Source organism: Streptomyces sp. NPDC041784, from assembly GCF_055591025.1.
The window spans coordinates 48,622-70,318 of record NZ_JBVJAB010000030.1; the positions used below are offsets into that span (position 1 = coordinate 48,622).

The window sequence follows — 21,697 nt, forward strand, 5'->3', positions numbered from 1 at the left end:
GGGGGGTGGGGGAGGGGGGGGTGGGGCGGGAGCAGGAGGAGCGGCGGCCCCCCCCCCCCCCCCCCCCCCCCTCCGCCACCACGCGTCAGGCGCCGCCTTCCTCCTGCCGTCCGCGCAGCAGCATCAGGGCCAGGTACACCGCCATCGAGGTGCCCAGGCCGACGGCCCAGCCGTAGTCGGCGAGGGATTCCAGCGCCGGGATGGGCCGGCCGTCGATCAGCGGCTTGAAGCTGGCGCCGCCGACGGCGAGGACACCACCGGTCACGAAGGCCACCACGGCCCGCCAGTTCCAGCCGCCGTCGTACCAGTAGCGTCCGCCGGTGCGGTACAGGTCGGTCAGGTCGAGCTTTCCGCGGCGCAGGATCCAGTAGTCGGCGATGAGGATGCCGGCGACGGTGCCGAGCAGACCGCCGACCAGGCCGAGCCAGGTGAAGATGTAGCCCTGCGGGTCGGAGTACAGCTTCCAGGGGAAGATCAGCACGCCGAGGACACAGGTGGCGAGCGCGCCGGTGCGGAAACTGATCTTCCGGGGCGCGATGTTGGAGAAGTCGAAGGCCGGGGAGACCAGGTTGGCGGCGATGTTCACGGACAGGGTCGCCACCAGCACGGTGACCAGCGCGAACAGCAGGCCGACGACGTTGTCCGTCTTGGCGGCCAGCTGGACCGGGTCCCAGATGGTCTCGCCGTACACGGCCTGCGAGCCGGAGGTGACCATGACGGACAGCAGCGCGAAGAGCGTCATGGTCGTGGGCAGACCGAGCGCCTGCCCCCAGGTCTGCGCCTTCTGGGACTTGCCGTAGCGGGTGAAGTCCGGGATGTTCAGCGACAGCGTCGACCAGAAGCCGATCATGCCCATCAGGGACGGCCAGAACAGCTTCCAGAAGTCGCCGCCCCAGCCGAGCTTGGAGGGCTGGTCGAGCAGCGGGCCGAAGCCGCCGGCCTTGTTGCTCATCCAGATCAGCATCACGAACGCGCCGACGAGCACGAAGGGCGCAGCCCAGTTCTCGAAGCGGCGGATCGTCTCCATGCCCCGGTAGATGATCGCGACCTGGATCGCCCAGAAGATGGCGAACGACAGCCACATGGTCCAGGCGTAGCCGCCGATCTTCCCGGCGTCGCTCCAGCCGTTGCCGATCAGTTTCCCGGCGAGGAAGTAGATCGCCTCGCCGCCGATCCAGGTCTGGATGCCGAACCAGCCGCACGCCACCAACGCCCGTACGACAGCGGGGAGGTTGGCGCCGCGCACGCCGAAGGAGGCACGGGCGAAGACCGGGAAGGGGATGCCGTACTTCGGTCCCGCGTGCCCGGTGAGCAGCATCGGGACCAGCACGATCACATTGGCCAGCGCGATGGTGAACACCGCCTGCTTCCAGTCCATGCCGACGGCGATCAGACCGGAAGCGAGCGTCCACGACGCCGTGTTGTGGGCCATGCCGACCCACAGCGCGGAGAAGTTGTACGTGGTCCAGGTGCGCTTCTCCACCGGGACCGGCAGCAGGTCCTCGTTGGCGTAGGGGCCGCTGGGCTGCGGCGAACCAGGGGCGATCTCCACCCGGCCGTCGGCGAGGGTGACTTGGGACGTCGGCGGTATCGCCGTGGGAGCGGTGTCGGTCATGGGCAGGCCAATCAAACGAGGGGCGGATCCGGAAAGGCCGTGCGGGTCTCCGGCCCCCTCCCCCTCCCCGGGACGGCGGGGGGAGGGAGGGGAGAACTGGAGTGGGGGGATGGGGAGTTGAACGCGGAGGAAGGAGGGGTCAGCCGTTGACGGCGGGGATGACCGTCGTGCCGTACGCGTCGATGACCTTCTCCCGCGCGTCGTGCATGTCGTAGACGGCGAACTGGTCGACGCCCAGCGCGCGCAGGGCGTTCAGCTTCTCGATGTGCCGCTCGACCGGACCGATGAGGCAGAACCGGTCGACGATCTCGTCCGGGACGAACGCGGTGTCGGGGTTGTCGGCGCGTCCGTGGTGGGAGTAGTCGTAGCCCTCGCGCGCCTTGATGTAGTCGGTGAGTTCGTCGGGTACGGCCGCGGAGTGCTCGCCGTACTTCGACACCAGGTCGGCCACATGGTTGCCGACCATCCCGCCGAACCACCGGCACTGGTCGCGGGCGTGGGCGAGCGCCTCGGGCGAGTCGTCGTCGGTGACGTACGCCGGGGCGGCGACGCAGATCCGTACCTCGGACGGGTCACGGCCGGCGGCGACGGCCGCGTCCTTGACGGCCTTGACCATGTACTCGGTCAGATAGAGATCGGACAGCTGGAGGATGAAGCCGTCGGCCTCCTCGCCGGTCATCTTCAGCGCCTTGGGGCCGTACGCGGCCATCCAGACGGGGAGCCGGGCGCCTTCCTTGATCCAGGGGAAGCGGACGACCGTACCGCCGAGGTCCGCCTCCTGGCCCGAGCCGAGCGCCCGGATGACCTTCATGGCCGCGCTGATCCGGGCGAGGGTGTTGGGGTGGCGGCCGGCGACGCGCATCGCGGAGTCGCCGCGGCCGATGCCGCACACCGTGCGGTTGCCGAACATGTCGTTGAGGGTGGCGAAGGTGGAGGCGGTGACCTCCCAGGTGCGGGTGCCGGGGTTGGTCACCATCGGGCCCACGGTCAACGTGCTGGTGTTGGCCAGGATCTGACTGTAGATCACGAACGGTTCCTGCCAGAGCACGGCGGAGTCGAAGGTCCAGCCGTACGTGAAGCCGTTCCGCTCGGCACGCTGCATCAGCTCGACGACCTTCGAGGCCGGCGGGTCGGTCTGCAGGACGAGTCCGAAGTCCATGTGCGCCACTCCTAGTTGAGGTACTGACAGGTGGAGCGCGGGGTGTAGACGCCGTGACCCGCGCGTCCCGTGTACTCCCGCTCGGTGATGACGGGTTCGCCCCGTGAGAGGACCGTCTCGACGCGGCCGGTGAGACGCTTGCCCTCGTACGCCGAGTAGTCGACGTTCATGTGGTGCGTCTCGGCGGAGACGATCTGCTCGGCGTGCGGGTCGTAGATGACGACGTCGGCGTCGGCGCCCGGGGCGATGGTGCCCTTTTTCGGATACATGCCGAACATCCGGGCCGGGGTGGCGCAGGCGATCTCGATCCAGCGGCGGCGCGAGATGTGCCCGTCGACGACGGCCTGGTGGAGCAGGTCCATCCGGTTCTCCACGCCCGGCAGACCGTTGGGGATCTTGGAGAAGTCCCCGCGGCCCAGCTCCTTCTGGCCGACGAAGCAGAACGGGCAGTGGTCGGTGGAGACCACCTGGAGGTCGTTGGTGCGCAGCCCCCGCCAGAGCTTGGCCTGGTGCTCCCTCGGCCGCAGCGGTGTGCTGCACACGTACTTGGCACCCTCGAAGTCGGGCTCCGCGAGGTTGTCCGTGGACAGGAACAGGTACTGCGGGCAGGTCTCGCCGAACACGTTCAGGCCCTCGTCGCGCGCCCGGGCCAGCTCGGCCACCGCCTCCATGGCCGAGACGTGCACGACGTACAGGGGTGCTCCGGCGACCTGTGCGAGCTTGATGGCGCGGTGGGTGGCCTCGGCCTCCAGCAGGGCCTTGCGGACCTCGCCGTGGTAGCGGGGGTCGGTCTCGCCGCGCGCCAGCGCCTGCTCCACCAGCACGTCGATGGCGATGCCGTTCTCCGCGTGCATCATGATCAGGCCGCCGTTCTCGGCGGAGCGCTGCATGGCGCGCAGGATCTGGCCGTCGTCGGAGTAGAAGACCCCGGGATAGGCCATGAACTGCTTGAAGGAGGTCACCCCCTCCTCCACCAGCAGGTCCATCTCCTTGAGCGTCTCCTGGTTCACATCGGAGACGATCATGTGGAAGCCGTAGTCGATCGCGCAGTTGCCCTCGGCCTTGGCGTGCCAGGCGTCCAGGCCCTCGCGCAGGGTGTGGCCGACGCTCTGCACGGCGAAGTCGACGATCGTGGTGGTGCCGCCCCAGGCGGCCGCCCGGGTGCCGGTCTCGAAGGTGTCGGAGGCGAAGGTGCCGCCGAACGGCAGCTCCATGTGGGTGTGGACGTCGACGCCGCCCGGGATCACGTACTTCCCGGTGGCGTCGATGATCCGCTCGGCGGTCCATGCCTCGGCGGCCGGGGTGCCGGAGGCGGCGAGGGCGGCGATACGGCCGTCCTCGATCAGGACGTCGGCGTGGATCTCGTCGGACGCGGTGACGACGAGACCGCCGCGGATGACGGTACGGCTGCTCATACTCCCTCTCCTACGCAAGCGCTCCACTGGGGTGCGGAGTCCGGAATCTGCCGGTCGTCTCGGGTCGATCGCGCGGTTCCCCGCGCCCTTCTCCGGGGCGCGGGGAACCGCGTGGTCACGGGGCGGTCAGCGGGCCGTAGGCGTCCGGGCGGCGGTCCCGGTAGAACTGCCAGCGGTCGCGGACCTCGCGCAGCTTGGCCATGTCCAGGTCGCGGACGACGAGTTCGCTCTCCTTGTCGCTCGCCACCTCGCCGACGAACTGGGCCTCCGGGTCCACGAAGTACGAGGTCCCGTAGAAGTCGTTGTCGCCGAGTTCCTCGACGCCGACCCGGTTGATCGCGCCGACGAAGTACTCGTTGGCGACGGCGGCCGCCGGCTGCTCCAGCTGCCACAGGTAGGCGGACAGGCCGCGCGAGGTGGCCGACGGGTTGAAGACGATCTCGGCGCCCTCCAGGCCGAGCGCGCGCCAGCCCTCGGGGAAGTGCCGGTCGTAGCAGATGTAGACGCCGATCTTCCCGACGGCGGTGTCGAACACCGGCCAGCCCACGTTGCCGGGCCTGAAGTAGAACTTCTCCCAGAAGCCCTTGACCTGCGGGATGTGGTGCTTGCGGTACTTGCCGAGGTAGGAGCCGTCGGCGTCGATCACCGCGGCCGTGTTGTAGAGGATGCCGGGCTGTTCCTCCTCGTACATCGGCAGCACCAGGACGATGCCCAGCTCGCGGGCGAGTGCCTGGAAGCGCTGGACGATGGGGCCGTCCGGGATCTGCTCGGCGTACTCGTAGAACGCCGGGTCCTGGACCTGGCAGAAGTACGGTCCGTAGAACAGCTCCTGGAAGCACAGGACCTGAGCGCCCTGCGCGGCCGCGTCGCGGACCGCCTGCTCGTGGACCTGGATCATCGATTCCTTGTCGCCGGTCCAGGCAGTCTGGAAGACGGCGGCTCGGATCACTCTGCTCATCGGGACCTCCGGTCGCTCGGTGTCCGAGGAGCCTAGAAAGACCGGAAGACCCATTTGAGTTGCACCGTGTCACGTCTGCGGGAGTGCGGCGTGCCACCGTGTCACGTCTTCTTGGGCTCATGTTTCACCGCCGTTTTCCCAGGTCGTCACATATTTCAGGCCTGTTGCGCATCGTGCGCGAGCAGCGCGATGTGCACCGAGGCGGCCTGTTCGAAGTCGTCCAGGTCGACACCCAGCCGCGCCTCTATCGCCTCCAGCCGGCGGTACAGCGCGGGCCGGGAGACGTGGTGGAGCTGGGCGGTGCGCGACTTGTTGCGGCCGGTCGCGAGATAGGTGCGCAGGACGGCGAGCAGGTCGTCGCCCGCCGTGTCGCACAGCAGCCCGTCCAGCTCCCGCTCGGCGAACGACTGCACGTGCGGGTCGTCCCGCAACAGCCGTATGAGGCCGCGCAGATGGACGTCCCGCAGGCGGACGACGGCGGGCAGGTCGAGGGCGGCGGAGGAGTCGGCGACGGCGTCCGCGACGTGCTGGGCCTCGCGCAGTCCGGCCGGGACGTCGTCCCAGACGATGCGCGGGTCGGCCGCGGCGACGACGGTGTGGCTCTCCGCGGACTCGGTGCGCAGCCGGGCTGCGAAGTGCGCGGCGAGCGCGTCGGCGTCCTGGTCGCGGGCGAGGCTGAGCAGCACGGCGACCGCCCCTTCGGCGAACTCCGCCACCAGTCCGGGCAGTCCCAACAGCCTGAGCATGCGCTCCAGTTGGGCGGGATCGCCGTCCCGTACGACCAGTGGGACGAAGGTCCGCCGGTTGACGGGGAGTCCGGCCGCCCGGGCCCGCGGCAGCAGCTGGCGCGCCGGTACGACGCCGGAGAGCAGGTCGGTCAGCAGGCTCTGCGCGGACTGTTCCTCCCAGGTGTGCGCGGAGGTGCCGCCGAGCATGCGGTGCAGGACCAGGGCCTCGGCGGCCCGGTCGGCGAGCAGCCGGCCGCCGGCGGTGTCGCCGCGGTAGCCGCAGAGCATGATCTGCCCCCACCGCTCGCCGCGCCCGCCCAGCTCGGCGCGGATCCAGCCGTCGCCCTCGCTGCCGCCCGCCTGCCGGGCGATGCGTTCCCAGTCGCGCAGCACGTCGTCGACCGCGGGCCGCTCCCCCGCGGTGGCCAGCACCCGGTGGGCGAGGTTGGTGACGACGACGGGGCAGCCGGTGTGGTGGGCGATCTCGTCGAGCAGCCGTTGCAGCGGCGCCCCGGCGGTGATCAGTCCGGTGAGGGCGGTCCGTACGGCCTCGGAGAGGCTGACGGCGGCGAACTTCCGCCGCACCAGCCGGGACTGGACCTCCTCGGTCAGCTGGGCGAACGGGAAGGGCCGGTGCAGCACGACCATGGGCAGACCGCAGCGTTCGGCGGCGCGCCGCATCACGTCCGGTGTGGCCGGGAAGGCCCGCCCCAGGCCGAGGACCACGGCGGCGGCCTCGGCCCGGTGCAGCGAACGGATGTACTCGGCCTGCGCGTTCTCGTCGCCGGCGAGCAGCACGCCGGTGGTGAGGACCATCTCGCCGCCGGTGAGCATCACCCCGACGTCGGCGGCCTCGGCGACGTGCACCCAGCGCACCGGCCGGTCGAGCTGGGCCGCGCCGGCCACCACCTCGGGCTCCCCGGCCAGGACCCGTTCCAGGGTCAGGACCCGGCGCACCGACAGGGCGGGTTCCAGGGGTTCGACGGGGCCCCAGGTCTCCAGGGTGGTGGTCATGGCGGTGTTCCCTTGCTCGACCGGCGATCGGGGTGCCGGGGCGGTGCTACTGCGTGCTTCTCAGGGCGTCCTCGAGGATCGCGGCGCCCTCCTCGGCCTCCGCGACGGTGAGGGAGAGCGGCGGCGCGATCCGCAGGGCGCTGGTGTCGTGACCGCCGCCCTTGCCGATCAGCAGGCCGCCCGCGCGGGCCGCCTCCAGCACTGCGGACGCGCGGTCCGGGTCGGCGCGGTCGGTGCCGGGCTTCGTCAGCTCGACGCCGATCATCAGCCCGCGCCCGCGCACCTCGCGTACTCCCGGGTCCTGGGCGGCGACGGCCCGCAGGCGCTCGATGAGCAGGCCGCCGACCCGTCGGGCGTTGCCCTGGAGGTCGTGTTCGAGGAGGTAGGTGAGGTTGGCGAGGCCGGCCGCCATGGTGAGCTGGGTGCCGCCGAAGGTGGAGATGCTGTTGGCGTCCAGACAGTTCATGATCTCGGCGCGGGCGATCACTCCGCCGATGGAGGTGCCGTTGCCGATGCCCTTGGCGAAGGTGACGATGTCGGGCGGGCCGCTGCGGCCGTGCGCCTGCCAGCCCCAGAAGTGGTCGCCCGTGCGGCCCCAGCCGGTCTGCACCTCGTCGGCGATCCACAGGATGCCCCGCTCGTGCAGCACGTCGCGGAAGGCCGCGTACAGGCCGTCCGGGGGCGAGGTGAAGCCGCCGACGCCCTGGACGGGCTCGGCGATCAGGGCGGCCGGCGGCCGGGTGTGGCCGAGGAGGTCCTTGAGGTCCTCGACGCAGGCGGCGATGAACTCGTCGTCGCTCAGGGCGGCGAACGGGCCGCGTCCGCGCACCCCGCCGTGCACGTACAGCGTCTGGAGCGGGGAGAGCGAGGTCGGGGACCAGCCGCGGTTGCCGGTGATGCCGACCGCGCTGAAGGAGCGGCCGTGGTAGCTGTTGCGCATCGCGAGGATCGTGTTGCTGCGCCGGTAGGTGGTGGCGAGCAGCAGCGCGGTGTCGTTGGCCTCGGTGCCGGAGGTGGTGAAGAAGACGCGGGCGTCCGGGATGCCGCTGACCTGGGCGACGCGCTCGGCGAGGTCCACCATCGGCCGGTTGAGGTACAGGGTGGAGGAGTGGACGATCCGCCCGGCCTGCTCGCTCACCGCCTTGGTGATCTCGGGCAGGGCGTGCGCGGTCATGGTGGTGAGGATGCCGCCGAAGAAGTCGAGGTACTTCGTGCCGTCGGCGCCCCAGACGTACCGGCCCTCGCCGTGGGTGATCTCCAGCGGTTCCTCGTAGTAGAGCGCGAGCCAGTCCGGCATGACGCTCCGGTGACGCGCGTACAGGTCGCTCACGGCTGCACCAGCCCTTCGTAGGCGTCGGGGCGGCGGTCGCGGTAGAAGGCCCACTGCTGCCGCACCTCTTCGATCAGGTCGAAGTCCAGGTCGCGGACGAGGAGTTCCTCGCTCCGGTCGCTCGCCACCTGGCCCACGAACTGCCCTCGCGGGTCGACGAAGTACGACGTCCCGTAGAAGTCGTTGTCCCCGTACTCCTCGACTCCCACACGGTTGATCGCCGCGACGAAGTACTCGTTGGCGACGGCCGCGGCCGGCTGCTCCAGGCGCCAGAGGTGGGCGGACAGGCCACGGTGGGTGGCGGACGGGTTGTAGACCAACTGGGCGCCGTTGAGCCCCAGTTGCCGCCAGCCCTCGGGGAAGTGACGGTCGTAGCAGATGTAGACGCCGACCTTGCCGACGGCCGTGTCGAAGACGGGCCAGCCCGCGTTCCCCGGCTTGAAGTAGTACTTCTCCCAGAATCCCTTGACCTGCGGGATGTGGTGCTTGCGGTACTTGCCGAGGTAGGTGCCGTCGGCGTCGATCACGGCGGCGGTGTTGTAGTAGAAACCTGACTGCTCGACCTCGAACACCGGGACGACGACCACCATGCCCGTCTCGCGCGCCAGCTCCTGCATACGACGCACGGTCGGCCCGTCGGGCACCGGCTCGGCCCAGCGGTAGTGCTCCGGTTCCTGGACCTGGCAGAAGTACGGAGCGTTGAAGACCTCCTGGAACCCGATGACCTTCGCGCCCTGCCGGGCCGCCTCACGGGCGTGCTCCTCGTGTTTCGCCACCATGGACTCGGTGTCGCCGGTCCAGGTGGCCTGGACCAGTGCGGCACGTACGACGTTGGCCATGAGCTGCTCCTTCGACGGGACGTCAGAGCCTCTACGCCCGTAGACGAAGGTCGTAGAGGGACGAACGTAAGCCTCCGGGAGGGGCTTGCCAAGACCATCGTCGTTAACCCGCGGAGTCCATCGCGTTTCACACTCCGGTGGGTGATTCGCGCGGCGGACGGCGTAGGGGCCCAGCCCCCGTCAGGCGGTGAGGCCGGCCACCCGCAGGGCGTGGACCAGGTCCCAGTGGCGCTGCTCGGAGACGCCCCGGGCGGCCTCCAGCAGCAGCGGGACGAGGGCGTGCGGGTCCGGGGCGACGCTGCGGGCCGCCTCCTCGGGGGTGCGGACCCGGACGTACGCGTCCAGCAGCGCGCGCACCTCGCGGCGGCGCCCCTCCCCGGCAAGCCCCAGCACGGCCCGCCCGATCTCGTCGGCCGGGCGGGCGACGCCCTGGCGCAGGATCTGCTCGCCGTCGGCCGTGCGCCCCACCGCGACCAGGGCGTCCGCGGCGGCGACCAGACGGTCGGCGGGCAGCGAGGCGGCCTCCCACAGGAGGGTCGTCCAGTCGGCGGAGAGCCCGGCCCGCTGGAGTTCGGCGGCGAGCAGCGGGATCCGGGCGGCGGGCCAGTGGGCGCACTCCACGAGCAGGGCGTGCGCCTCGCCGCTGCGGCCCTGCGCGCGCAGCGCCACCAGCCGCTCCACCGCCTCGACGGTCTCCCGCCGGGCGTCGGCGTCCAGCGGCTCCCGCCGGGGCTCGGGCCGCTGCTCCACCGCCTCGGCGGCCCCGGCGAACCGGGCCCCGCGCAGCGAACGGCGGCCGGAGGGGGCGGGCGCGGGCTGCGCGGAGGGCTCCGCGGTCGGCGGTACGACGACGGGGGCGGCCTCCTCCTCCTCGACCATCCCGGCGAAGCGGGCACTGCCCCGGCGGCGCTTGCGCTGCTTGGGGACGGGGGCGGGGGTGCTGGGCTCGGGTTCGGGCTCGGGCTCGGGCTCGGCGGAGACGGAGGGCATGGGCCCGGTCTCGGCGTCCGGCGCCTGCGTGTCGTACCCGTCGTACCGGTCGTGCTCGTCCCGGTCGTGCTCGTCCCGGTCGTACTCGTCGTATGCGGCGACCGTGGCGCCGGGCTCCGTCGGCCCGCCCGCCGGCCGCCGGTCGAACTCGGCCATCCGGTACCGGAGTTCGACGCACCGGGCGGTGGCCCGTTCATGGTCGTCGTGGGCCCAGGCGAGGTCGAGGCGGAGCGCGTCGGCCTCCTCGCGGCTGCCCGCGGCGGCGAGCCGGCGCCCCAGTTCCGCCTGCCGTTCGACGGCGTAGCGCTGTTCGCGGAGCATGACGTCGAGCCGGTCACCGAGGGCGTCCCGCCCGCCGGGCCGGGTGTCGTACGCGGTGAGGGCGGCGGTGTGCAGCGGCCGGACGCGGTGCGCCTCCTGGGCGGCGGCCTGGGTGCCGTACTCGGTGGCGAGGTCCTGGAGCAGGGCCTCCACCACGTCCCAGGGCGGCACTTCGCGTCCTTCGAGGCAGGCCCGCATGCCGTCGGGATCGCGCTGCCAGAACACGGCGCACCAGCCGGCGCCCTGATCGAGGCGCGCCATCAGCCCGTTCAGGTAGCTCGCGAACTCCCGTACCCGACCCGGGAGTTGATCCACAGCCATCGCCCAACTCCCGCCCGCCCGGAACACTCCGACCGTCAAGAAAACACCAGTTGTGTTACAGCGCGGCTACGGGGAGTTTTCGAAGGGGACGCGACGGCCTCCCAGGACCGCCTCGCCCGGAATGCGCCCACCGCGCCCCGGGCCTCACACCGCGGCGAGCGCGCACGCCCCCGCCAGTTCGTCCATGGACAGTCCGAGCGCGCCGGCCAGCGCGGCGACGGTGAAGAAGGCCGGGGTCGGGGCCCGGCCGGTCTCGATCTTACGGAGGGTCTCGGCGGAGATGCCCGCGATCGCCGCGATCTCGGCCATGCTCCGGCCACCGCGGGCCTCGCGCAGCAGCCGCCCGAGCCGCTCGCCGCGCTCACGCTCTTCCTGGGTCAACGGGGTACGCACCATGCCGCCATTCTAATACCGGTATAGTAATTGGCATGGTGGAACTGAAGACGGACACGTCGATCGACGCCATGTACGAGGCGGGGCAGGTCGTCGCACGAGCCCTGACGGCCGTGCGGGACGCCGCCGACGTGGGCGTTTCCCTGCTGGAGCTGGACGAGCTGGCGCACGACGTGCTGCGGGAGGCGGGCGCGACGTCACCGTTCCTCGGCTACCGTCCCTCCTTCGCCCCGGTCCCCTTCCCGGCGGTGCTCTGCGCCTCGGTGAACGACGCGATCGTGCACGGCATCCCCACCCGCTACCGGCTGCGCGACGGCGACCTGCTCTCGGCCGACTTCGGCGCGCAGCTGAACGGCTGGGTCGGCGACTCCGCGCTCAGCCTCACCGTGGGCACGGCGCGCCCGGCCGACGTCCGGCTGATCGAGACGGCCGAGCGGGCGCTCGCGGCGGGCATCGCGGCGGCGGTGGCCGGCAACCGCATCGGGGACATCGCCCACGCGATCGGCACGGTGTGCCGTACGGCGGGCTACGGCATCCCGGACGGCTTCGGGGGCCACGGCATCGGCCGCCGGATGCACGAGGACCCCGCGGTCCCCAACGAGGGCCGCCCGGGCCGCGGCTTCCGGCTGCGCCACGGCATGGTCATCGCCATCGAGCCCATGCTGATCGCGAGCGGCCGGGACGACTACCGCGAGGCCCCCGACGGCTGGACCCTCCGGACGAGCGACGGCTCCAGGGCGGCCCACGTGGAACACACGGTGGCGATCACCGACAGCGGACCGAGGGTGCTGACCGAGCGGCGATAGCGGCCGCCCGCCCGGGGCGCGGGGCTCTTTCGACATGCGGCTTGGCCGCGTGGGCGCGGGCCACCCCATCGGACCCGCACGCGCCGTACGTCGACGGGTACGTCGACGGGCCCGCAGCACATGCCGCACCCCGGCGAACGTGCAATCGTGGTGTAGCCCGGCACGGACCGGGCACCCGTCGGCACCGCATACGCACGTCGATCGATCGGAACGCCATGACCAGCGGCTACCCCAGCCCGGAGGGCTACGGCGACCCCTTCGGTGAGTTCCTGGCCCGCTTCTTCGGCGGGCCTCGCCCCGGCCCCCGCCAGATCAACATCGGCCAGCTCCTCAGCCAGCCGGCCCGAGACCTCGTCCGCGGCGCCGCCCAGTACGCCGCCGAGCACGGCAGCCGCGACCTGGACACCGAGCACCTGCTGCGCGCGGCCCTCTCGGCGGAGCCGACCCGCGGTCTGCTCAGCCGGGCGGGTGCGGACCCGGACTCCCTGGCGTCGCAGATCGACGAGCGCTCGGGCCCGGTCCAGCACCCGCCGGGCGAGGTGCCGCCGCCGACCTCGCTGTCCCTCACCCCGGCCGCCAAGCGCGCCCTGCTCGACGCCCACGACCTGGCGCGGTCCCGCGGCGCCGGCTACATCGGCCCGGAGCACGTGCTCAGCGCCCTCGCCTCCAACCCGGACTCCGCGGCGGGGCACATCCTGAACGCGGCCCGGTTCGCGTCGACGGGCATGCCGCCCGAGGCCCCGGAGACGGCTCAGGCCCACCCCGACCGGCAGCGGCAGCCCACCGGCACCCCCACCCTGGACAAGTACGGCCGCGACCTCACGGAACTCGCCCGCCAGGGCCGTATCGACCCGGTGATCGGCCGGGACGACGAGATCGAGCAGACCATCGAGGTGCTCTCCCGGCGCGGCAAGAACAACCCGGTGCTGATCGGTGACGCGGGCGTCGGCAAGACGGCCATCGTGGAGGGGCTGGCGCAGCGCATCGTGGACGGTGACGTGCCGGACGTCCTCGACGGCCGCCGGGTCGTCGCCCTGGACCTGACCGGCGTGGTGGCGGGCACCCGCTTCCGCGGCGACTTCGAGGAGCGGCTCAACGCCATCGTCGGCGAGATCGGCGCCCACTCCGACACGCTGATCGTCTTCATCGACGAGCTGCACACCGTCGTCGGCGCGGGCGGGGGCGGCGAGGGCGGCTCGATGGACGCCGGGAACATCCTCAAACCGGCGCTGGCCCGCGGCGAGCTGCACATCGTGGGCGCGACCACGCTGGAGGAGTACCGCAGGATCGAGAAGGACGCGGCACTGGCCCGCCGCTTCCAGCCGATCCTGGTCCCCGAGCCGTCCGTGCCGGACGCGATCGAGATCCTGCGCGGGCTGCGCGACCGCTACGAGGCCCACCACCAGGTCCGCTACACCGACGAGGCGCTGGTCGCGGCCGTGGAGCTGTCCGACCGCTATCTCACCGACCGGCGGCTGCCCGACAAGGCCATCGACCTGATCGACCAGGCGGGCGCCCGGGTGCGACTCGGTGCCCGGACGAAGGGCACGGACGTACGGGCCCTGGAGCGCGAGGTGGACCGGCTGGCCCGGGACAAGGACCAGGCGGTCGCCGACGAGAGTTACGAGCAGGCCACCAGGCTGCGGGACCGGATCACCGAGCTGAAGACCCGCATCGCCGAGGAGAGCGGCGAGGAGGCGGCCGACGAGGGCCAGAACCTGGAGGTCACGGCGGAGGCGATCGCCGAGGTGGTGTCCCGGCAGACGGGCATCCCCATCTCCCGGCTCACCCAGGAGGAGAAGGACCGCCTGCTGGGGCTGGAGGAGCATCTGCACCAGCGGGTCGTCGGCCAGGAGGAGGCCGTACGGGTGGTCGCGGACGCGGTGCTGCGCTCGCGCGCCGGGCTGGCCAGCCCGGACCGGCCGATCGGCAGCTTCCTCTTCCTCGGGCCGACGGGCGTCGGCAAGACGGAGCTGGCCCGGGCGCTGTCGGAGGCGCTGTTCGGCAGCGAGGAGCGGATGGTCCGGCTCGACATGAGCGAGTACCAGGAGCGGCACACGGTCAGCCGGCTGGTGGGCGCCCCGCCCGGGTACGTCGGCCACGAGGAGGCCGGACAGCTGACGGAGGTCGTCCGGCGCCACCCGTACTCCCTCCTCCTGCTCGACGAGGTGGAGAAGGCCCATCCGGACGTCTTCAACATCCTGCTCCAGGTCCTCGACGACGGGCGGCTCACCGACTCCCAGGGCCGCACGGTCGACTTCACCAACACGGTGATCGTGATGACCAGCAACCTCGGTTCGGAGGCGATCACCCGGCGCGGGTCCGGCATCGGCTTCGGGCCGGGCGGCGCGCAGGCGGACGAGGAGGCGCGGCGCGAGCAGATCCTGCGGCCGCTGCGTGAGCACTTCCGGCCGGAGTTCCTCAACCGCATCGACGAGATCGTCGTCTTCCACCGGCTCACGGGCGGGCAACTGCGGCAGATCACCGACCTGTTGCTGGAGAAGACGCGACGGCTGCTGAACGCGCAGGGCATCGGCGTCGAGTTCGCGGACGAGGCCGTCGACTGGCTGGCGGAGCACGGCCACCAGCCGGAGTACGGTGCCCGGCCGCTGCGCCGGACGATCCAGCGCGAGGTGGACAACGAGCTGTCCCGGCTGCTGGTCGACGGCCGGCTGAAGGAGGGCGACCAGGTGCGGGTGGAGGTCGAGGACGGACGGCTGGCGTTCCGTACGCGGCCGCCCGTCCCCACCGCCGAGCTATGAGGCCGGGTACACCACCTGCGCCGAGCCGCCGCCCCGGCGGACGGTCTCGGCGGCGGCCAGCCACCTGCCGTTCGGCAGCCGCTGCACGCCGGTGGCGGCGCCGATCTCGGCGTTGAGCCGGAACCCGTGCCCGATGGCTTCCAGCCGGCTCCTCAACCCACTGTCGTACAGCCCTGGTTCGAGTTCCGTGGTCGTCTGGTTGCGCTGGCTGGCGCGCGGTGCGGCGATCGCGTCGACCAGGGGCAGTCCGCGGTCGAGGAACCCGGTGAGGGTCTGGAGCACGGTGGTGATGATGGTCGCGCCACCGGGCGAACCGAGCGCCACCACGGGCTTGTCGTGCCGGTCGAGGACGATCGTCGGGGAGATCGAGGACCGCGGCCGCTTGCCCGGGCCGGGCAGGTTCGGGTCGTGGACGGCCGGGTTGGCCGGGGCGAAGGAGAAGTCGGTCAGCTCGTTGTTGAGGAGGAAGCCCCGGCCGGGCACGGTGATGCCGCTGCCGCCGGTCTGCTCGATGGTCAGCGTGTAGGAGACGACGTTGCCCCACTTGTCGGCGACCGTGAGGTGCGTGGTGTTCTCGCCCTCGTACGTCGTCGGCGCGGCCGTGCCGGCGGTGCCGCAGGCGGCCGGGTGGCGGGGGTCGCCGGGGGCGAGCGGGCTGGTGAGCACCGCGTCGTCCTTGATGAGGCAGGCGCGCGAGTCGGCGTACTTCTGCGACAGCAGTTCCTTCGTCGGTACGTCCTCGAAGGCGGGGTCGCCGACCCAGCGCCCACGGTCGGCGAAGGCGATCCTGCTCGCTTCGATGAACCGGTGCAGGTACTGCTCCTCGGTGGCCTTCGACAGGTCCGTGTTCTCGAGGATGTTGAGGGCCTCGCCGACGGTGGTGCCACCGGAGGAGGAGGGCGCGATGGAGTAGACGCCGAGACCGCGGTACGTGGCCTTGGTGGGCGCCTGGTTCTTGGCGCGGTAGGCGGCGAGGTCGCGGGCGGTGAGCCGGCCGGGGCGGGCCGTCCAGGCCGAAGCCGGGTCCACGGGCGGGTGGTTGACGGTGTCGACGACGTCCTCGCCGATGGCTCCCCGGTACAGCGCGCGCACGCCCTTGCGGCCGAGTTCGGCGTAGGTGGCGGCGAGGTCGGGGTTCTTGAACGTCGAGCCGACGACGGGGAGTTGCCCGCCGGGCAGGAAGAGTTCGGCGGTGTCCGGGAAGTAGCGGAAGCGGTTCTCGTTGGCGGCGGTCTGGGAGCGGAAGGTGGTGTCGACGGTGAAGCCGTCGCGGGCCAGGCGTTCGGCGGGCCGAAGGAGGGTGCCGAGCTTCCTGCTGCCCCACTGGTCCAGCGCGGACGCCCAGGTGGCGGGCGTGCCCGGGGTGCCGACCCCGAGGCCGCTGCTGACGGCCTCGGCGAACGGGACGGGCGTGCCGTTCTCCAGGAAGAGGCCGGAATCCGCTGTCAGCGGCGCGGTCTCCCGGCCGTCGATGGTGTGCACCGTACGGGACTTGGCGTCGTAGTAGACGAAGTAGCCGCCTCCGCCGATGCCGGCCGAGTAGGGCTCGGTGACGCCCAGGGCGGCGGCGGTGGCGACGGCCGCGTCGACGGCGTTGCCGCCCTTGCGCAGCACCTCGATGCCGGCGGCGGAGGCGTCCGCGTCGACGCTGGCGACGGCACCGCCGTATCCGACGGCCACCGGTACCTTCTCGACCGTCGTTCTCTCGACCGTCGTTCTCTGCGCGGCGGGTGGCGCCGCCGCCCCCACCGTGACCACGGCGGCCGAGACCGCCAGGACCGACAGTTTCCGCGCGACAGGGCGACGCATCCATACCTCCAGTCCGAAAACCGTCCGCGCAGCGTAACCACATCGCGGGGGCCGCGACAGGCCGCATCCGGGCACTGTCATACGACTGCCACACCTCGAACAGGGGTACGTCAACCGCATGGCGGACCGCTACCATGCGCGCCCATGAACGACGACGTGCGCAACATCGTCCTGGGTGTCGTCGCGGCGGGTGTCAGCGCCGCGCTCGGCTGGGTGGCCAGGACCTACCTGTGGCGCCGGAAACTCCGGCGCAAGCAGGCGTTCTTCGGGCTGCCGGAGAACTCGGAATCGCTGCTGGTCGTGAACCGCGACGCGGGCAGCGCCGACCTCTCGGTGCACCGCCACGACGTGTTCGCGCTCCTGGAACTCGCCGCGCTCATCAAGGACTGCGGCGCGAACGCCGAGGTGATCACCCAGGACGCGGCCCGACAGGGGTTCGGGGAGCGAACGGAGTTCTGCGTCGGCGGCCCGGGGTCGAACCGGCGGATGGCGGCCCACATCAGCGCCATGCTGCCCGGGGTGCGGATCAACACCGACCCGGAGCCGGGCCCGGACCGGCTGGCGTTCCAGATCGGCGGCGAGCACTACCGCATGGAGGCGGGCGTCACCGAGTATGTGCTGCTGGCCCGGCTCACGGCCGGCCAACGGCGCGAGGCACGGCCGGTGTTCCTGTTCTGCGGCCAGCGCGCGATCACCAACCAGGCCGCCACCCGCTATCTCGTCCGCAACCACGAGCGGCTGGCCCGCAGACACGGGAACCACTCCTTCGTCCTGCTGCTCAAGGTGATCAACTCGCAGGTGTACGGCCCTGATGTGGTCGAACTCGTCGAGGACGTGACGCGGCCCGCCCAGGCACCCCTGCCTGCCACAACAATCGTTACTGCCACGTAACTTACCGACGGGTTACTTCCAGTAAGGCGCGCCGGTTACCGTCGGGTCACTTTGCACCGAGGCGCGCCGAGGAGTGACCCCATGGGACGACCGCACCGCATGGCCCTGCGTACGACCGCCGTCGGCGCCGTCTGCGGGTCCCTTCTCGCCGGCGGCGTCCTCGGCCTCGCCCCGGCCGCCCAGGCCGCCACCGGCGGGGTCCGGTACGTCGACATCGCCGGGGACGGCGGCACCGTCCTCAAGGCGAACGTGGTCACCCCGCCCGGCGCCGACGGCAGCCGCCGCTACCCGCTGGTCGTGCTGCCGACGAGCTGGGGCTTCCCCCAGGTCGAGTACCTGGCCCAGGCGAAGAGACTCGCCGAATCCGGTTACGTCGTGCTCAGTTACAACGTGCGCGGTTTCTGGCAGTCCGGCGGGGAGATCGACGTCGCGGGCCCGCGCGACGTCAGCGACGCCTCCAAGGTGGTCGACTGGGCCCTCGCCCACACCCCGGCCGACCCGCGGCACATCGGCATGGCGGGCGTCTCCTACGGCGCCGGGATCAGCCTGCTGGCCGCCGCGCACGACCCGCGCGTCAAGGCCGTCGCCGCGCTCAGCGGCTGGGGCGACCTGATCGACTCCATCTACTCCGGCCGCACCCAGCACCTCCAGGCGGCCGCCCTGCTCGACACCGTGGGCACGGTGGCCGGCCGGCAGAGCGCGGAGTCCCGGGAGATCTTCTCCGCCTTCTACTCCTCCGACCTGACCAAGGAGGAGGAGATCGTCGCCTGGGGGAAGAAGCGTTCACCCACGACCTATGCGGACCGGATCAACCGGAACGGCGCCGCGGTGATGCTGGCCGGCGGCTGGGGCGACACCGTCTTCCCGCCCAACCAGTCCGTCGCCCTCTACGAGAAGCTGACCGGCCCCAAGCGTCTGGAACTGCGCCCCGGCGACCACGGCACCGCCGAACTCACCGGACTGTTCGGGCTGCCCAACGACGTCTGGACCGACACCCGGCGCTGGCTCGACCGCTACCTCAAGGGCACGCCGAACGGCATCGACGGCGAACAGCCGGTCCAGCTCAAGTCCCGTTCCACCAACGGCTACGAGGGCTATCCGGACTGGAAGTCGGTGGGCGCCGACCGCCGGAAGATCGCCCTCGCGGGCACCACCACGATCCACACGAACGTCGACTCCGGCGCCGACGGCGGAATCGTCTTCCTCTCCAGCATCCTCGACCAGATCGCCCGGCTGCCCCCGGTGGCCCCGATCCCCCTGCTCCCGCGCGCCTGGGCCGCCGTATGGCAGTCGGAGCGGTACGCCACGGCCCAACGGGTGCGCGGTACGGCGTCGTTGCACACGACGCTCACCCCGACCAAGGAGAGCGGCACCCTCGTCGCCTACCTGTACGACGTGGGGCCGCTCGGCCTCGGCAAGCTGGTCTCGCACGCGCCGTACACCTTCCACGGGCGCACGCCCGGAAAGCCGTTCGGTCTCGACCTGGAGCTGTACTCCACGGCCTACGACGTCCCGGCAGGGCACCGACTCGCCCTGGTCGTCGACACGGTCGACCCGCTCTACATCGAGCACAACCCGTCCGGCGCACGGCTGACCTTCTCCTCGCCGGCGGACGACCCGTCGTACGTGTCGGTTCCGCTGCGCGAGCAGTGATCTCCGGCCGGTTGCCGGGCGGGTATGGCTCTGTGACTGCTGCCCCCTACGACCGGGTGGCCGACGGGGGTCCCCCACCCGGCAGCTGCGTCCCCGGTTTCGCCGCGGCGGTCGCGACCCCGGTCATGGGGGATGAACGGCCCACTCTAGTCGCCCTGTCGACGAGTGAGCACGCGAGCGCCCAACGGCCCCCCGAAGTGCGTGGTGACGTCCCGTAGTTCGATCGGTGGATCGACGGCCATCCGCAGCCCTACTCACTTTCAGCCGTGTCGTGGTCGCCGCAAACTATCCAGAGGGGACCAGGTCATGGAATCGACACGCACTTTCCGGGCATTAGCCGTATTTACTCCGGACGGTGTACGACGATCAGCTCTCCGCCACCTCTCCGTACAGCTGCGACAGCTCGGGAACGCCGTTCGTGGCCCACTCCTGTCCGGCCGTCACGACGTCGAACTCCCGGCCGGACAGCAGCCGGACGACGGGCTGCCCGTCCGGCCAGAAGTCCCATGCGGCACCGGGCACGGTACGCACGATGACCGTGCCCAGATAGAGCCCGGCGTCGTTGCCGAGCCACGGCAGGATCTCCTCGTCGTCGCGCCAGCGCGGCAGCAGCTGGTCCAGCGCCTCCAGCGAGGCGACCGTGTCGTCGAGCCGGATCCCCTCCCGGGCCGCCAGGGAGCGCAGCAGCTCGCATTCGGAGAGGAGTTCGGCCACCCCCTCGGGGTCCGCGGCGACCACCGCTTCTCCGGCTTTCTTGCGCCTGTTGCCCAGGAAAGGGATGTTCATACGTCCAGCGTGTCATTCGCACCGACGTGCGCACCACAGGCGCGCGGGCAGGCGCTTCCGGTCGAATTCCACCGCCGGGCGCGCATGGCGCGTTGACCGGCACCCCCCGCGTCCCTAGCGTCGCCAGCCGCTGTCGATCACCGCGCGCGGGAGGAGTCGGTGGATGCGCCGACGTGTCCGGAGGTTTCCCCTGGTGCTGGCCCTGTGCGGGCTCTTCCTGGCGCCGGCGTCACCGGTGCGGGCGGCCCGGCCGCTGCCCCTCCCGCCGCCGCTGCCGCTTCAGGCGCTGTACGACAACGCGGCCCTCACGGACCTGGACGGCGCGGGCAACGCCCTGCCGGCCGGGGACCTCGCGGCCGCGGGCTGGACACCCGGCCGTGAACTGACCGTGGACGGCGCGCACCTGACCTGGCCGCGCCACCTGCCGGGCACCCCCGACAACGTCCGCGCCGCCGGGCAGGCCGTGCGCCTGGGCGGTCGCGGCGACGCCCTCGCCTTCCTGGCCACCGGCACCGGCGGGACGGCGGTGGGCGGCACCGGCACGGTCGGCTACACCGACGGCTCCACCTCCGGCTACCGGCTGACCGTGCCCGACTGGCGCACCGGGCCGCTCGGTGCCAAGGCGCTCGCCCTGCCGCACATCGACACCCCGGCAGGCCGGATCGCCGAGCGGGCCCGGCTGTACGTCGTGACGGTGCCGCTGGCCCGCGGCCGTGCGGTGGCCTCGGTGCGGCTGCCCCTCGCACCCGACCTGCACGTGTTCGCACTGGCGGTGCGAGGGTCGGCGCCGGGCTGGACGGGGAGCTGGGCGGCGTCCACGTCCGCGCAGCCGGCCGTGGGGCCCTGGACCGACCGGACGCTGCGGCTGGTGGTCCACACCTCGGCGGGCGGGCCGGGGGTGCGGCTGCGGTTCGCCAACACCTTCGCGTCCGCGCCGGTGCGCATCGGTGCGGCGACGGTGGCCCTGCGGGCCGGGGACGCGACGGCGACGGCGGTGCCGGTGCCGCTGTCCTTCGAGGGCGAGGCGGGCGTCGAGGTGCCCGCGGGGGCGCAGGCGGTGAGCGATCCGCTCGCCTTCGCGGTGCCCCCGGGGACCGATCTGCTGGTGAGCCTCCATCTGCCCGGGACGGTGACCTCGGCGCCCTGGCACGGACTGGCGGTGCAGCGGTCGTACCTCAGCGAGCCCGGCGACCACACGGCGGACCCGGCCGGGACGGCGTACGGCACGACGGTGACCAGCTGGCCGCTGCTGACCGGCGTGGACGTGACCGGCGGGCCCGGGTCCGTGGTGCTGCTCGGGGACTCGATCACCGACGGCGACAAGTCGACGACGGACACCAACCGGCGCTGGCCCGACGCGCTGGCCGCCCGGCTGCGCGGACAGGACACGGTGCCGCACTACGGCGTGCTCAACGCCGGGATCTCCGCGAACCGCGTGGTCACCGACCGCTACCCCGGCGACGGGGTGTCCACGGTCGGCGGCGGCGTGAGCGCGCTGCACCGGCTCGACCGGGACGTGCTCGCGCAGACCGCGGTCCGCACGCTGGTCGTGTTCGAGGGCATCAACGACGTGCGCGGCGGGACCACGGCGGTCGAGGTCATCGCCGGACTGCGGGAGATCGCCGAACGGGCGCGGGCGCACGGCGTGCGGGTCCTCGGGGCGACGCTGCTGCCGTGCGGGGGCTCCGGGAAGTACACGGCGGCCATGGAGGCCGAGCGGGCCGCCGTGAACGCCTGGATCCGGGACGCCGGCGCGTTCGACGGCGTCCTCGACCTCGACCTCGCCCTGCGCGACCCCGCCGCCCCCACCCGCATGCTGCCCGCGTACGACAGCGGGGACCATCTGCACCCCGGGGACGCCGGGTACGCGGCGCTCGCCGAGGCGGTGGACCTGACGCTGCTGTGAC

Annotated in this window: 16 protein-coding genes; 5 read left to right on the forward strand and 11 right to left on the reverse strand. The window is 72.0% G+C overall.

Going from position 1 to position 21,697, the window contains the following annotated elements:
- Window positions 1-85: 85 nt before the first annotated feature.
- From ACZ6D7_RS39045 to ACZ6D7_RS39085, 9 genes are all read right to left on the reverse strand, one after another.
- Complete coding sequence (locus tag ACZ6D7_RS39045) at window positions 86-1,615, reverse strand: NCS1 family nucleobase:cation symporter-1 (protein ID WP_469501283.1); 1,530 nt, start codon at window positions 1,613-1,615, stop codon at window positions 86-88.
- A 139-nt stretch (window positions 1,616-1,754) separates the two neighbouring features.
- Window positions 1,755-2,774, reverse strand: a complete 1,020-nt coding sequence (locus ACZ6D7_RS39050; protein ID WP_469501285.1) for a TIGR03842 family LLM class F420-dependent oxidoreductase — start codon at window positions 2,772-2,774, stop codon at window positions 1,755-1,757.
- An 11-nt stretch (window positions 2,775-2,785) separates the two neighbouring features.
- Complete coding sequence (hydA, locus tag ACZ6D7_RS39055) at window positions 2,786-4,189, reverse strand: dihydropyrimidinase (protein ID WP_469501287.1); 1,404 nt, start codon at window positions 4,187-4,189, stop codon at window positions 2,786-2,788.
- 115 nt (window positions 4,190-4,304) lie between these two features.
- The gene (locus tag ACZ6D7_RS39060) at window positions 4,305-5,147 is read right to left on the reverse strand and encodes a nitrilase-related carbon-nitrogen hydrolase (protein WP_469501288.1); all 843 of its coding nucleotides are present in this window, start codon (window positions 5,145-5,147) and stop codon (window positions 4,305-4,307) included.
- Between the two features lie 155 nt (window positions 5,148-5,302).
- Window positions 5,303-6,889 (reverse strand): PucR family transcriptional regulator, encoded by a 1,587-nt coding sequence (locus ACZ6D7_RS39065; protein ID WP_469501291.1) that lies wholly within the window; start codon window positions 6,887-6,889, stop codon window positions 5,303-5,305.
- A gap of 46 nt (window positions 6,890-6,935) precedes the next feature.
- A complete protein-coding gene (locus tag ACZ6D7_RS39070; protein WP_469501356.1) occupies window positions 6,936-8,186 on the reverse strand; it encodes an aspartate aminotransferase family protein in 1,251 nt (416 codons plus the stop codon).
- A gap of 29 nt (window positions 8,187-8,215) precedes the next feature.
- Window positions 8,216-9,058, reverse strand: a complete 843-nt coding sequence (locus tag ACZ6D7_RS39075) for a nitrilase-related carbon-nitrogen hydrolase (protein WP_469501294.1) — start codon at window positions 9,056-9,058, stop codon at window positions 8,216-8,218.
- Between the two features lie 180 nt (window positions 9,059-9,238).
- On the reverse strand, window positions 9,239-10,690 hold the full coding sequence (locus ACZ6D7_RS39080) for a hypothetical protein (RefSeq protein ID WP_469501296.1): 1,452 nt from the start codon (window positions 10,688-10,690) through the stop codon (window positions 9,239-9,241).
- A gap of 144 nt (window positions 10,691-10,834) precedes the next feature.
- Window positions 10,835-11,086 carry a helix-turn-helix domain-containing protein gene (locus tag ACZ6D7_RS39085; RefSeq protein ID WP_469501298.1) on the reverse strand — a complete coding sequence of 84 codons (252 nt, stop codon included), beginning with the start codon at window positions 11,084-11,086 and terminating at the stop codon, window positions 10,835-10,837.
- Window positions 11,087-11,118: 32 nt separating this feature from the next.
- Here ACZ6D7_RS39085 and map point away from each other — a divergent pair, with 32 nt between their 5' ends.
- Both map and ACZ6D7_RS39095 read left to right on the forward strand, forming a co-directional pair.
- The gene (gene map / locus ACZ6D7_RS39090; protein WP_469501300.1) at window positions 11,119-11,889 is read left to right on the forward strand and encodes a type I methionyl aminopeptidase; all 771 of its coding nucleotides are present in this window, start codon (window positions 11,119-11,121) and stop codon (window positions 11,887-11,889) included.
- A gap of 215 nt (window positions 11,890-12,104) precedes the next feature.
- Window positions 12,105-14,651, forward strand: a complete 2,547-nt coding sequence (locus ACZ6D7_RS39095) for an ATP-dependent Clp protease ATP-binding subunit (protein ID WP_469501302.1) — start codon at window positions 12,105-12,107, stop codon at window positions 14,649-14,651.
- On the opposite strand, the gene ggt is transcribed toward ACZ6D7_RS39095, so the two are convergent.
- Window positions 14,646-16,460, reverse strand: coding sequence for a gamma-glutamyltransferase (gene ggt / locus ACZ6D7_RS39100; protein ID WP_469501304.1), 1,815 nt, complete (start codon window positions 16,458-16,460; stop codon window positions 14,646-14,648). The two genes, ACZ6D7_RS39095 and ggt, sit on opposite strands and share 6 nt — an antisense overlap.
- A gap of 144 nt (window positions 16,461-16,604) precedes the next feature.
- Here ggt and ACZ6D7_RS39105 point away from each other — a divergent pair, with 144 nt between their 5' ends.
- Both ACZ6D7_RS39105 and ACZ6D7_RS39110 read left to right on the forward strand, forming a co-directional pair.
- Window positions 16,605-17,351: a hypothetical protein gene (locus tag ACZ6D7_RS39105; protein WP_469501307.1), complete on the forward strand. Its 747-nt coding sequence runs from the start codon at window positions 16,605-16,607 to the stop codon at window positions 17,349-17,351.
- Between the two features lie 81 nt (window positions 17,352-17,432).
- Window positions 17,433-19,004, forward strand: coding sequence for a CocE/NonD family hydrolase (locus ACZ6D7_RS39110; protein WP_469501310.1), 1,572 nt, complete (start codon window positions 17,433-17,435; stop codon window positions 19,002-19,004).
- A gap of 366 nt (window positions 19,005-19,370) precedes the next feature.
- Here the strand turns inward: ACZ6D7_RS39110 and ACZ6D7_RS39115 are convergent, their stop codons facing one another.
- A complete protein-coding gene (locus ACZ6D7_RS39115) occupies window positions 19,371-19,790 on the reverse strand; it encodes a DUF6278 family protein (protein ID WP_469501312.1) in 420 nt (139 codons plus the stop codon).
- A 163-nt stretch (window positions 19,791-19,953) separates the two neighbouring features.
- On the opposite strand from ACZ6D7_RS39115, the gene ACZ6D7_RS39120 reads away from it, so the two are divergent.
- Entirely contained in the window at window positions 19,954-21,696 is a 1,743-nt protein-coding gene (locus tag ACZ6D7_RS39120; RefSeq protein ID WP_469501314.1) for an SGNH/GDSL hydrolase family protein, read from the forward strand.
- The last annotated feature ends 1 nt before the right edge of the window (window position 21,697 follow it).

What these genes read in the sequence shown, in the direction of transcription:
- ACZ6D7_RS39045 (WP_469501283.1), bottom strand. Translation starts at nt 1,615, where the DNA reads ATGACCGACACCGCTCCCACGGCGATACCGCCGACGTCCCAAGTCACC.
- ACZ6D7_RS39050 (WP_469501285.1), bottom strand. Translation starts at nt 2,774, where the DNA reads ATGGACTTCGGACTCGTCCTGCAGACCGACCCGCCGGCCTCGAAGGTC.
- hydA (WP_469501287.1), bottom strand. Translation starts at nt 4,189, where the DNA reads ATGAGCAGCCGTACCGTCATCCGCGGCGGTCTCGTCGTCACCGCGTCC.
- ACZ6D7_RS39060 (WP_469501288.1), bottom strand. Translation starts at nt 5,147, where the DNA reads ATGAGCAGAGTGATCCGAGCCGCCGTCTTCCAGACTGCCTGGACCGGC.
- ACZ6D7_RS39065 (WP_469501291.1), bottom strand. Translation starts at nt 6,889, where the DNA reads ATGACCACCACCCTGGAGACCTGGGGCCCCGTCGAACCCCTGGAACCC.
- ACZ6D7_RS39070 (WP_469501356.1), bottom strand. Translation starts at nt 8,186, where the DNA reads ATGCCGGACTGGCTCGCGCTCTACTACGAGGAACCGCTGGAGATCACC.
- ACZ6D7_RS39075 (WP_469501294.1), bottom strand. Translation starts at nt 9,058, where the DNA reads ATGGCCAACGTCGTACGTGCCGCACTGGTCCAGGCCACCTGGACCGGC.
- ACZ6D7_RS39080 (WP_469501296.1), bottom strand. Translation starts at nt 10,690, where the DNA reads ATGGCTGTGGATCAACTCCCGGGTCGGGTACGGGAGTTCGCGAGCTAC.
- ACZ6D7_RS39085 (WP_469501298.1), bottom strand. Translation starts at nt 11,086, where the DNA reads ATGGTGCGTACCCCGTTGACCCAGGAAGAGCGTGAGCGCGGCGAGCGG.
- map (WP_469501300.1), top strand. Translation starts at nt 11,119, where the DNA reads ATGGTGGAACTGAAGACGGACACGTCGATCGACGCCATGTACGAGGCG.
- ACZ6D7_RS39095 (WP_469501302.1), top strand. Translation starts at nt 12,105, where the DNA reads ATGACCAGCGGCTACCCCAGCCCGGAGGGCTACGGCGACCCCTTCGGT.
- ggt (WP_469501304.1), bottom strand. Translation starts at nt 16,460, where the DNA reads ATGCGTCGCCCTGTCGCGCGGAAACTGTCGGTCCTGGCGGTCTCGGCC.
- ACZ6D7_RS39105 (WP_469501307.1), top strand. Translation starts at nt 16,605, where the DNA reads ATGAACGACGACGTGCGCAACATCGTCCTGGGTGTCGTCGCGGCGGGT.
- ACZ6D7_RS39110 (WP_469501310.1), top strand. Translation starts at nt 17,433, where the DNA reads ATGGGACGACCGCACCGCATGGCCCTGCGTACGACCGCCGTCGGCGCC.
- ACZ6D7_RS39115 (WP_469501312.1), bottom strand. Translation starts at nt 19,790, where the DNA reads ATGAACATCCCTTTCCTGGGCAACAGGCGCAAGAAAGCCGGAGAAGCG.
- ACZ6D7_RS39120 (WP_469501314.1), top strand. Translation starts at nt 19,954, where the DNA reads ATGCGCCGACGTGTCCGGAGGTTTCCCCTGGTGCTGGCCCTGTGCGGG.